Annotated in this window: 9 protein-coding genes; 2 read left to right on the top strand and 7 right to left on the bottom strand. The window is 65.6% G+C overall.

Features of this window, described 5'->3' with window-relative positions:
* Positions 1-58 precede the first annotated feature (58 nt).
* From aqpZ to QM612_RS05895, 7 genes are all read right to left on the bottom strand, one after another.
* Positions 59-775, bottom strand: coding sequence for an aquaporin Z (gene aqpZ / locus QM612_RS05925; protein WP_415252977.1), 717 nt, complete (start codon positions 773-775; stop codon positions 59-61).
* A gap of 115 nt (positions 776-890) precedes the next feature.
* Positions 891-1,937: a hypothetical protein gene (locus QM612_RS05920; RefSeq protein WP_415252975.1), complete on the bottom strand. Its 1,047-nt coding sequence runs from the start codon at positions 1,935-1,937 to the stop codon at positions 891-893.
* A gap of 93 nt (positions 1,938-2,030) precedes the next feature.
* Entirely contained in the window at positions 2,031-2,708 is a 678-nt protein-coding gene (locus tag QM612_RS05915; RefSeq protein ID WP_415252974.1) for an HNH endonuclease, read from the bottom strand.
* Positions 2,709-3,016: 308 nt separating this feature from the next.
* Positions 3,017-4,807: an acyl-CoA dehydrogenase C-terminal domain-containing protein gene (locus QM612_RS05910; protein WP_415252973.1), complete on the bottom strand. Its 1,791-nt coding sequence runs from the start codon at positions 4,805-4,807 to the stop codon at positions 3,017-3,019.
* Between the two features lie 84 nt (positions 4,808-4,891).
* A complete protein-coding gene (locus tag QM612_RS05905) occupies positions 4,892-5,362 on the bottom strand; it encodes a hypothetical protein (protein ID WP_415252972.1) in 471 nt (156 codons plus the stop codon).
* Between the two features lie 52 nt (positions 5,363-5,414).
* Positions 5,415-5,603 (bottom strand): hypothetical protein, encoded by a 189-nt coding sequence (locus QM612_RS05900; protein WP_415252971.1) that lies wholly within the window; start codon positions 5,601-5,603, stop codon positions 5,415-5,417.
* A 36-nt stretch (positions 5,604-5,639) separates the two neighbouring features.
* A complete protein-coding gene (locus QM612_RS05895; protein ID WP_415252970.1) occupies positions 5,640-6,632 on the bottom strand; it encodes a LysR family transcriptional regulator in 993 nt (330 codons plus the stop codon).
* Between the two features lie 386 nt (positions 6,633-7,018).
* Between QM612_RS05895 and QM612_RS05890 the strand changes: the two genes are divergently transcribed.
* Positions 7,019-8,065: a serine hydrolase domain-containing protein gene (locus QM612_RS05890; protein WP_415252976.1), complete on the top strand. Its 1,047-nt coding sequence runs from the start codon at positions 7,019-7,021 to the stop codon at positions 8,063-8,065.
* Positions 8,066-8,215: 150 nt separating this feature from the next.
* Positions 8,216-11,083 carry a TonB-dependent receptor domain-containing protein gene (locus QM612_RS05885; RefSeq protein WP_415252969.1) on the top strand — a complete coding sequence of 956 codons (2,868 nt, stop codon included), beginning with the start codon at positions 8,216-8,218 and terminating at the stop codon, positions 11,081-11,083.
* The last annotated feature ends 154 nt before the right edge of the window (positions 11,084-11,237 follow it).

The raw sequence follows: 11,237 nt of genomic DNA, 5'->3' as shown, positions 1-11,237 counted from the left end.
CACCCGCCTTCGGCACCCTCTCCCCGCAAGCGGGGAGAGGGAACAGCAAGATGCAATCTCAGTCCTTGCCCAGCCACTTGTAGATCACGCCGCCCAGCAGGCCACCCAGGATCGGGGCCAGCCAGAACAGCCACAGCTGCGCGACCGGTGCGCCGCCGACCATCAGCGCAACGCCGGTGGAGCGGGCCGGGTTCACCGAGGTATTGGTGACCGGGATGCTGATGAGGTGGATCAGGGTCAGCGCCAGACCAATCGCGATGGGAGCGAAGCCCGCCGGCGCGTTCTTGTGGGTTGCGCCGAGGATGACCACCAGGAACATCGCGGTCATCACCACTTCGCACAGGAACGCCGCCGCCGCGTTGTAGCCACCCGGCGAATGCGCGTCGAAGCCGTTGGTGGCGAAGGTGCCGGCAGCGGCGGGATCAACGGCGAAACCTGCGGTGCCACCGGCGATCTGCAGCAGGATGAAGCCCGCCAGCACTGCACCCAGCACCTGCGCCACGATGTAGGGCAACAGATCCTTCGCGGAGAAGCGTCCGCCGGCCCACAGGCCGAAGCTGACCGCCGGGTTGAAGTGACCACCTGAGATGTGGCCCAGCGCGTAGGCGCCGGTCAGCACGGTCAGGCCGAAGGCCAGTGAAACACCCAGCAGGCCGATGCCCAGCGGGTTGCCATCGCCGCCGAAGTTGGCGGCCAGCACGGCGCTGCCGCAGCCGCCGAGTACAAGCCAGAACGTGCCGATGAATTCGGCAGCAAGTCGTTTGATCATCGCGATCTCCCCTATCCGATCAATGACGTGCGATTTGCACGCGCGGCAAAGGTAACCCATGCCGCCCGTTTCGGGGTGGATTTTGCGTTAAGCGGTGCTGCGCCGGATTACCCGCGCAAGATCAGCGGCGCATGCGCCCGAACAGACCGCCCTTCTGCTGTGGTGTTTCCGGTTCCGGCGGTGGCGGCGCGTAGGGCTCGGCGAAGCCGGTGGCAAGGTTGGCGTTGATGAAGTCGGCGACTTCTTCCTTGCTTACGCCGCTGGCCTCGGCCACTTCGGCCACCGTGGCCGGCCCCTTCATCATCGCGGTGGCGATGCGGAAGTGCTTGGGATATTCGCGCTCGGTCTGCGGCCACTTGTTGAGGCGGTATTGTCCGTTGGGATCGAAGCCCGGCAGCAGCGCGCCGTGGCCGGATACCAGCCCGCCTAACCATTGCAGGCGCGACAGCGGCTGCGCGGCACCGAGGGATGCGGCCTCGCTTTCCCATGCGGTGGCATCCGGCGTGGCGAAGTCCAGCAGGCTCAGGGTGTGGTTGAAGCAGGCGGCAACCGCCTTCAGCGCTTGCGGGCCGTGCCACACGCCGTTGCGCGGGTCGATCAGCAGCACCGGGCCGTCGCCGTGCTGCAGGCGCACACGCCGATCCAGCCCGCCGGGGCGCAGCCATTGCGCCAGCGTGCGCTCGGAAGACAGCACCACGGGCTCCGGTTCCGGCGCTGACACGGGCTGTGGCGGCTCCGGTGTGGGCGCTGTTGGCGCTTGCGCTGCCGGTGGTTCAACCGGTGCGACAGCTGGCGGCTTTGCTTTGGTTTCGGTTTTGGCTTCGACCTTGGCTTCGACCACGGGCGCGGCGGCGGTGCGTGGGGCATCGCCAGCGATCTCGCTGAGCAGCACCGCAAAGTCGGTGGTGGTGATCGGGCGCGGCAGCCGGTAATCGGTCTGGTTGCGTTCGACCGAGGTCACGCCGATCACCTTGCGCCCGGCGGCATGCAGCCGCATCCAGCTCATCGGGCCGTACAGGCTGTCCATGTCGATCACGACGTAATCCGCCGCGTCGCCTGCAATCAGCGTCCACAGGTTGCCGGTTTCCGCATTGGCGGCGTTGAACGCCGTGCGCACCTCGGCTTCGGTTGGGCTGTCCATGCCGGTGATGCCAAGGGTCAGTGCCATGAGGGGGTTCCCGTGCGGAAAGTCCCGAAGTGTTGCCAAGCGCGCACGCCGCGTCAACGCGCGCACTGTGCCGGCGCGCGCAGTGCGTCACATTCAGGCCGTGCGTGGGCGCTTCTTCGGCAGTTGCGCCTTCAGGAAGGCCATCTGGTCGGCAAGGATGTTGCGGTTGGACAGGATCAGGTGCTCGATCCAGCTGGGCCGGTAGGGCACGGCCAGCAGCGGCATGCCGGCCTGCTGTGGGGTGCGGTTGCCCTTGCGCGAATTGCAGTGGAAGCAGGCGCTGACCACGTTCTCCCAGATGTCGCGGCCACCCTTGGAGACTGGCTGCACATGGTCGCGGGTCAGCGATGAACGATGGAACTCGCGCCCGCAGTACAGGCACAGGTACTGGTCGCGGGCGAACAGCGCCGGGTTGCTGAGTGCCGGCGTTGGATCAATGGCCGACGGGCGCGCATGCCCGCGTGCGGCGATGATCGGATGCAGGCGCAGGATGCTGCGCTCACCGCTGAGGCGATTGATGCCACCGTGGACTTCAAGGCAGGGGTCGCCCAGCGTCCAGGCCACTGCACCGCGTGCGTACAGGCAGGTGGCGTCCTGCCAGCTCAGCCAGTCCAGCGCGCGGCCGTGCGCATCCAGCCCGAGGAAGCGCATGCCGGGAGTAAACGTGGGGCTGTGGAGGGTGCCGCCGGGGAGAAGCATCCCGTCCGCATGACCTGCTGCGGATCGGTTGCCGGCATGGACCGGGCGAATTGTCGCTCTGTCGGTCTCCATCGGGGAACCAGCTTATACGCCTTCGATGGCGGTTTGTGTACTGCGGCCACCCCTCATCCGCCATGCGGGCACCTTCTCCCCGCGCAGCGGGGAGAAGGAAGATAAGAGCACCTTCTCCCCGCGCAGCGGGGAGAAGGAAGATAAGAGCACGTCCTCCCCGCGCAGCGGGGAGAAGGAAGATAAGAGCACGTCCTCCCCGCGCAGCGGGGAGAAGGAAGAGTAAGAGCACGTCCTCCCCGCGCAGCGGGGAGAAGGAAAAGAGGGCACGTCCTCCCCGCGCAGCGGGGAGAAGGGAATGCGGGAACGGCTTACTCGCCGAAGCCGGCTTCCGGCAGTGCCATCAGCGTCTCCGCGCCGCTTTCGATCGCCGCCTTGTGGGCCAGCGTGCGCGGCAGGATGCGGGCGAAGTAGAAGCGCGCGGTGTCGCGCTTGGCGTCCTTGAACGCCTGCGGGCGCGATGAGGCATTGGCAGCGGCCACGCTGCGTGCCCACCAGTAGGCCAGCACCACGTAGCCGGAATAGAACAGGTAGTCCGTACTGGCTGCGCCCAGTTCTTCCGGATTGCTGGCGGCGCGGGTGAGGGTGTCCGTGGTGAGCTTGCCCCATTCGCTGCACTTGGCGCGCAGCGGCGCGATGAACTCGGCCAGTGCCGCGTTGCCTTCGTGCTGCTTGGCAAATGCTTCCACTTCGGCAAGGAACAGCTTCAGCCCCGCGCCCTGCGTTGCCGCCGTTTTGCGCCCGATCAGGTCGAGCGACTGGATGCCGGTGGTGCCTTCGTACAGCGTGGTGATGCGGGCATCGCGCGCCATCTGCTCCATGCCGTGCTCGGCGATGTAGCCGTGGCCACCGAAGCACTGCACCGCGTTGTAGGTGTTCTCGATGCTCCATTCGGTCAGGCAGGCCTTGGAGATCGGGGTGAGGAAGCTGACCAGCGTTTCCGCACGTTCGCGTTCGCCGGCATCCGGTGCATGTTCGGCGATGTCCAGTTGCGAATAGGCATGCAGCGAGAGCAGGCGACCGCCTTCCACCAGCGCCTTCTGCGCCAGCAGCATGCGGCGCACGTCCGGCTGCACGATGATCGGATCGGCGGGCTTGTCCGGGTTCTTTGCACCGGACAGCGAACGCGACTGCAAACGCTCGCGGGTGTAGCGCAGCGCGTTCTGGTAGGCGCGTTCGGACTGGCCCAGCCCCTGCACGCCAACGCCGAGGCGGGCGGAGTTCATCATCACGAACATCGCCTGCAGGCCCTTGTGCGGCTGGCCCACCAGATAGCCCTCGGCACCATCGAAGTTCATCACGCAGGTGGCCGAACCGTGGATGCCCATCTTGTGTTCGATCGCGCCGCAGCGCACCGCATTGCGCTCGCCCACCGTGCCGTCGCGCGCCACCTTGAACTTCGGCACCACGAACAGCGAAATGCCCTTCGCGCCCGGCGGTGCATCCGGCAGCTTGGCCAGCACCAGATGGATGATGTTGGGAACCAGATCATGCTCGCCGGCGGTGATGAAGATCTTGGTGCCGGTGAGCGCGTACTTGCCGTCGTCCAGCGGTTCGGCGCGGGTCTTGAGCAGGCCGAGGTCGGTGCCGCAGTGCGGCTCGGTCAGGCACATGGTGCCGGTCCAGGTGCCTGCCACCAGCGGCTTCAGGAAGACCTCCTTCTGCCAGTCCTCGCCATAGGTTTCCAGCGCCTTGACCGCGCCGTGCGACAGCATCGGGAAGTTGCCCCAGGCCAGGTTGGCGGCATCGACCATTTCGGTCAGCACCGCACCGACTGCCGCCGGCATACCCTGGCCACCGTGTTCCGGCGCGTTGGTCAGGCCGGTCCAGCCGCCTTCCACGAATTGGTCAAACGCCTGCTTGAAGCCGGGCGGCGGGGTCACGTCGCCGGTGGCCTTGTCGTACTTGCAGCCGATCTCGTCGCCGATCTTGTTCAGCGGTGCCAGCACGGTTTCGGTGAAGCGTGCGGCTTCGTCGATCACGGCATCGACCAGTTCGCGGTTGGCGTCGGCAAAGCCGAGTTTGGCGAACAGGGGCTCTGCGTCGAGGACGTCGAACAGGGCGAAACGGATGTCGTCCAGCGGTGCCTTGTAGCTGCTCATGCGGGCTTTCCCGTGCAATGCGGGCCGCGGATCGGCCCGTGGAGGCCGAAGCATACTACGCCGTATGGAAGCCCGAAAGCCGGGTCAGCGCAGCACCCCGGGCAGTCCCGGAACTGGCGACAGCGCGCTGTCCCGCTTGATCTTGTATTGCTTCGGCTTGCCGTCCAGCGGGGCGGCTTCCAGCGTGCCGGTCAGCGAATAATTCAGCCCGCGACCGTCCGCCAGCGCGGTGGCGATCCGCGCGCGACCTTCCGGCAACGGGGTGATGGTGGCGGTGAACACGTCTGCCGATTCCGGGCCGATGTCGATCTGCGGCTGCACCGCCAGCGTGGCGGCAGCACCGTTGTCGAAGGCGATGTCCAGCTTCGCCATGCTGAAGCGCATGCCCATGCTGCTGTAGTTGTGCAGGCGCAATTCCACGTCCCAGCCGCCGTCTGCGCGCACGGTCAATTGCTGGATGGAAGCAGCCGGTTCCGAGACACGCCGCACCGGGCCGCTGCTGCAACCGGCCAGCAACAGGAGGAAGGCGGCAAGGCAGGCGAAGCGACGGATCATGGCGGGGCTCCCGATGCAATTCCGGCAAGCATACCCGCAGCCCTTCGCGCGATCAGTAGCCCAGTTCCGCTTCGCCGGTGGGCAGTTCGCGGATGTACAGGTCCTTGGCGGCGATGAAGGCCTCGGCGCAGCGGTAGGCTTCGCGGCCCAGTTCGATGCGGGCGGCTTCGTCCAGTGTCTTGTCGCGATTGGCACCGACCAGCTGCGCGTACAGGGTGAAGGCGATGTCGTGGATGTCCATGGGTAGTCTCCGTGCGATGCCGCTGACCATACACCGCTATTCCCGTGTTTCGCGCAGGATGCGGGAAAACAGAGTGATGAACTGGCTGGCCTCTTTGGAGGGTGGCCGATCGTCCAGATGCATGCACTGGATCGTGTAGCGGATCGACGGCGAGAACGGGCGGTACGCCACGTTGGCGTCGGCGCTCGCGCGTGCGGTGAATTCGTCCACCACCGCCATGCCGGCACCGTAGCGGGCCAGCGCGGCGGCAACGTAGAAAGTCTGGTTGGATACCACTTCGCGCACGCTGACGCCCTGACGCCGCAGTTCGAGGTTGAACAGTTCACCGACCGGGCCGCCAACGGCCAGACCGATCATGTCCTGCCCGTCGAGCCGGCCCAGCGGGATGCGCTCCTCGGCGTCGGGCAGGCTGGACTTGCGGAACATCAGCATCAATTCCGCCGTGTCCAGCTCGCGCCGTTTCAGGCGCGGATGCGCTGGCGGGTCATAGGCAATCGCGATGTCACAGGTGCGTTCGTACAGCGCCTCGAACAGGTCGTCGTGGTGCAGGGTCTGGACCACGAACAGCGTTTCCGGGTGGCGCTCGCGGAAGCGGGCAATCGCCAGCGGCGCGATGTGCAAGCCAAGCGAGGGCACCACCGCCAGCCGGATGCGCCCGCCGGCCTGGTCGCGCAGGTTGCCGGCGGTTTTCTGCAGGGAGGTCAGGCGCTTGAAGACTTCCGAGACCTCGACGAACAGCGCATGCGCCTCGTCGGTGGCGACCAGCCGCCCGCGCACCAGACGGAACAGTTCCAGCCCGAGTTGCTGTTCGGTGTGGTGCAGCACCTTGCTGACCGAGGGCTGCGAGACATGCAGCGCACGCGCGGCGGCGCTGATCGAGCCGGTGGTATAGACCGCGTGGAAGACTTCGATCTGGCGGAAGCGCATGGCCCATCCGGTTGCGGTGGCGGGGCAGGGTCGCCCCGGAGGGGGTGTCTTGCCGCGTGGTGGTGATTGCCGTGGCTGGCCTGCGGTGGCGGGCACGGCCATCAAAATGATTGCACAGGCCCAAACCCAAGGCTATGGATACGATGGCCATGCGAAGCCGCAGGATGGCGCGATGACGCCACACAAGGCGCTTTGCGGGGTGCGGGGCAAGCGCACTGGGCTTCGTTGACACCCTTGAAAACGCCGTGCTACACCATCCCCGTCATGCCGTTGTCATGCGGCGGCATGCGATGCGAACGGGGGCGCATCGGATCCAGCAGCGGGGGGAGCGCCCGCGTCATCGTGTCAGCGCGCAACCCGGAGGGGCCATGGGGAAACAGGATTCACCCGTTCCGGAGGCGCAGCCGCCGAGCGGATCCGTGCATCGCAAAATCCGGCGATGTATCCCTGCCCGCTGGTTGCCGGCACTGCTCCTGCTGGTGGCCTCCATGCTGGTACATGCCGGCGATGGCGCTGCCAGCCGGGCGGCAAGGGACGCTGAAATCGAACGCCTGATGCAGCCCTACACGGGCGATGTGCCGGGTGCTTCGGTGCTCGTGCTGAAAGACGGCAAGCCGGTTTTCAGGCGCGGTTTCGGACAGGCCGACCTCGCCCGCGGTACGCCTGCCGGGCCTGAAACCAATTACCGGCTGGCGTCGGTCACCAAGCCATTCACCGCCGCCGCCGTGCTGCTGCTGGCGCAACACGGCAAGCTGTCCATCGACGATCCGGTGAAGCGCTGGCTGCCGGAACTGCCGCAGGTTGCAGGTGCCATCACCCTGCGCCATCTGCTGAGCCACACATCGGGCGTGCTGGATTACGAAGACCTGATGCCCAAGCCTTACGAGGGCCAGATTCTTGATGCCGGCGTGCTTGCGCTGCTGGCGAAGGAAGACCGGCTGTATTTCCCGCCGGGCGCGCAGTATCGCTACAGCAACAGCGGCTATGCGCTGCTGGCGCTGGTGGTGGAGCGCGCGTCGGGCATGACCTTCGCCGACTACCTGCGCCGCCACGTGTTCGAACCGCTGGGCATGCATGCCACCCATGCCCGTGTCGAAGGTGGCCCGGCGATTCCGCATCGCGCCTTTGGTTACAGCGCGCAGGACGGCGGCTGGACGCAGACCGACCAGAACCCGTACAGCGCGGTGCTGGGCGATGGCGGCATCTATTCCAATATCGATGACCTCGCCCTCTGGGATGCCGCCTGGTACGACGACCGCTTGTTCGACGCACGCACCCGCGCGCTGGCACTGGGCCGGCAGGTGCAGGTCGCCAGCATGCCGGAGGCCACGTATTACGGTTTCGGCTGGCGCATCGCCGACGGCAGGCAGTGGCACAACGGCGAGAGCATCGGCTTTCGCAACAGTTACGTGCGCTGGCCGGAGCGCCACCTGACCGTGATCGTGTTGAGCAACCGCAATGATCCGACGCCCTACGAACTGGCGACCGCGATCGGCACGCTGTACATGGCCGATGAAGAGGCCGCGCCCGACTGACCGGCGCATGTCCCGCCGAAGACGAAAGACCGCAACCGAAGCAAGTCGAAATCGAAGCAGTAAAAGCAGGAAAAGCAGAAAAAGCGATACCACCCAGCCCGCCCATCATTCCAGCAAGGTGAACTCATGCGTACCCGGCCAGACCTCCGATTGAACCTTTTGTGCGTGGCCGTGCTGGCCGCGATCGCCGTGCCTGCCATGGCACAGCAGGCCGACGCGCCCTCCAATGACACGCCCTCCAAGGAGGTGACGACGACGCTCGACAAGGTCAGCGTCACCGGCTCGCGCATCAAGCGCACCGAGCTGGAGGAGGCACTGCCGATCACCATCATCCAGAAGCAGGAAATCGAGGCGCAAGGCATCACCTCGGCCGAACAGCTCCTGCAGTTCCTCAACATCGCCGGCAACAGCAGCGATACCCTGGCGGGTACCGCCGGTCTGGGTTCGGGCGAGTTCCGCGCCAGCAACGGCGTGTCGGGTGCCAACCTGCGCGGACAGGGTGCGGACGCCACCCTGGTGCTGCTCAACGGTCGCCGCGTTGCCACCCACGGCCTGCGCGGGCAGGCGGTGGACTTGAACTCGATTCCGTTTGCTGCGATCGAGCGCGTCGAAGTGCTGCGCGATGGCGCTTCGGCGATGTATGGCACCGACGCGATTGGCGGCGTCATCAACTTCATCACCCGCACCGACTACCGGGGCATCACCGTCAACGCCGGCTTCGATGTGACCCAGGAAGGCGGCGGCAACATCTACAACATGGGCGTGCTCGGCGGCATCGGCGACCTTGATGAGGATCGCTGGAACGCATGGGGCACGGTGAACTGGAAGCGGAACGAGATATTGCGCGGCATCGACCGCGATTTCACCAACACCTTCCAGCCCGAGCGCGGTCTCTCGCCGGATACCAGCGGATCACCGTTCGCCACGGTCATCACTGCAGCCGGCAGCATGATGAGCGCCAACCTGATCGATCCGGCTGGTGGGGGCTCCCAGTCCCGCATCAATGTCCTCAACCTGCCCGGCGCGGCCGGCTGCGAGAGTGGCGGCGAGATGATGGGCCCTTACGGCTATCAGATCTGGGGCAACGCTGGCCTCAAGTATTCCTGTGCCTGGGATTACGCCCGCTCCCAGGTCATCCAGCAGCCGCTGGACAGCCTGCAGGCGCTGGGCCGGGTCACGTTCAAGATCGGGGACAACCATCGCGCATATGCCGAGGCAATGGTTTCGGAAGTGGAGTCCAAGCGCGAGTTCGAGTACCAGCAGATGACGTCCAGCACGTCGGCGACCGCCGTGCTGAACCCGACGACCTGGTATCCACTCAACGATTACACCCGCGAAACCTACGACCAGATCTACAACGCGCTTGTCGATTACTTCGGCCCGACCAGCCTGGTCTATGGCAACCGCATCGCCTACCGCTGGCGTTGCTACGTCTGCGGTCAGCGCCAGCAGGTGACCACCACCAAGGCCAGCCGTTTTGTCGTTGGCCTTGAAGGCGACATCGGCAAGTGGACCTATGACACAGGCATCACGCGCGGGCAGAGCGAGGCGACGACGCTGCTCGGCGACGGTTACTACTACAACACCGGTCTGCAGGCGGCGCTGGGCAGCGGTTACATCAACCCGTTCCTGATGCCCGGCCAGGAGCAGGCACCAGAAGCGATCGCGCTGCTGGAAGCAGCATCCGCAGCGGGCGTGCAACTCTTCGGCGGCAAGTCTGTCGTCACCAGCTTCGATGCCAACTTCTCCGGTGGCCTGGGCTTCAACCTGTGGGGCGGCGAGGTCCAGCTGGCCACCGGCATCGACATCCGGCGGGAAGAGTTCGAGTTCGGTGCCGCGAAGGATGCCAACGGAAACATCCTGACCGGCAGTGTCATCTACCAGATTGGCGAAACCGGCATCGACGTGCCCAAGGCCGCCCGCACCGTGAAGGCGCTGTACGCGGAGGCCTGGCTCCCCGTCCACGACACCTTTGAACTGACCCTTGCGGTGCGCCGCGACGAATACGACACCTTCGGCGGCACCACCAACCCGAAGTACTCGTTCAAGTGGCAACCGATTGAATCGCTGGCGTTCCGTGGCGCTTACAGCACCGGCTTCAAGGTGCCCGAGTTCACCAAGCTGTTCACGCCGGCGACCGATGATGACTACACGGGCTTCGACCTGGCCGATCCGTCAACCTGCCCGGGTGGCGTGGCCAATTCGGCGATCGCGGGCTGCGAGGCGATCAAGCCGCAGATCCGCACCGGCGGCAAGACCGACCTGCGGCCGGAAACCTCGAAGCAGAGAAGCCTTGGCGTGGTCTTCGCACCCGTCAGTAACTTCAACGTGAGCCTGGACTGGTGGGAGATCGAACGCATCGACACCATCCGCATCCCTGACCTCAACATGCTGAAGGCCAATTACGATCTGTTCGTCGAGAACTTCATCCGCGATTCCAGCGGTGAAATCGTCGTGATCGACCGCCGTTTCGTCAATTCCGGCGGCACGCTGATGAGCGGCGTCGAACTGGACACCAGCCTCACCGGCGAACTGGCCGGCGGCTCGTGGCGGATCAACCTCAATGGCAGCTACATCGACAGCTTCAGGGAAAAAACCCTGGCCAACCAGCCTTACAGCGACAACAAGGTGGGCGAGTACGTGCGCTACTACAACCTGCCGTTGAAGTGGAAGCACACCCTGAGCTTCGGCTACAGCAAGGGAGACTGGGCGCACCTGCTGACCCAGGTCTATCGCCATGGCTACAAGGACGAATTGCCGCCGAGCGTGGCCAACGGCACCTACATCCCGTCGCAGTGGAACCCGGATGTGGACCGTTACATCACCTACAACTACAGCCTGAGCTGGACGGGCCTGGAGAAAGCGAAGTTCACCCTGGCGGTGCGCAACCTGCTGAACACCGATCCGCCGTTCACCGCGCATCAGGCCGACTTCGCATCGGGCGCAGCGTGGGAGCCGCGCGTGGCCGATCCGCGCGGCCGCTCGCTCAGCCTCTCCGTCGAATACAACTTCAACTGACCTGATGGATCACCCCGCATCCAGCCGCCGCCGGGTCTCCGGCGGCGGTGTGGAGGATGCAATGCAAGACCTCGACCGCGTGTTCGATCTGCTGGTTTCGACCGGACGCTGTCGATGAATGAAGACGCAGCCACGGTTCACTGATCTGCCCGAC

Source organism: Thermomonas sp., from assembly GCF_047606765.1.
Taxonomy (GTDB): domain Bacteria; phylum Pseudomonadota; class Gammaproteobacteria; order Xanthomonadales; family Xanthomonadaceae; genus Thermomonas.
Note: the sequence above shows the minus strand (reverse complement) of the source record. Positions and strands in the feature narration are given on the sequence as shown.

Bases quoted from the DNA above. Each gene is read 5' to 3' on its own strand.
- QM612_RS05895 (WP_415252970.1), bottom strand. From the start codon at position 6,632: ATGGCCGTGCCCGCCACCGCAGGCCAGCCACGGCAATCACCACCACGC.
- QM612_RS05910 (WP_415252973.1), bottom strand. From the start codon at position 4,807: ATGAGCAGCTACAAGGCACCGCTGGACGACATCCGTTTCGCCCTGTTC.
- QM612_RS05915 (WP_415252974.1), bottom strand. From the start codon at position 2,708: ATGGAGACCGACAGAGCGACAATTCGCCCGGTCCATGCCGGCAACCGA.
- QM612_RS05920 (WP_415252975.1), bottom strand. From the start codon at position 1,937: ATGGCACTGACCCTTGGCATCACCGGCATGGACAGCCCAACCGAAGCC.
- QM612_RS05900 (WP_415252971.1), bottom strand. From the start codon at position 5,603: ATGGACATCCACGACATCGCCTTCACCCTGTACGCGCAGCTGGTCGGT.
- QM612_RS05890 (WP_415252976.1), top strand. From the start codon at position 7,019: ATGCTGGTACATGCCGGCGATGGCGCTGCCAGCCGGGCGGCAAGGGAC.
- QM612_RS05905 (WP_415252972.1), bottom strand. From the start codon at position 5,362: ATGATCCGTCGCTTCGCCTGCCTTGCCGCCTTCCTCCTGTTGCTGGCC.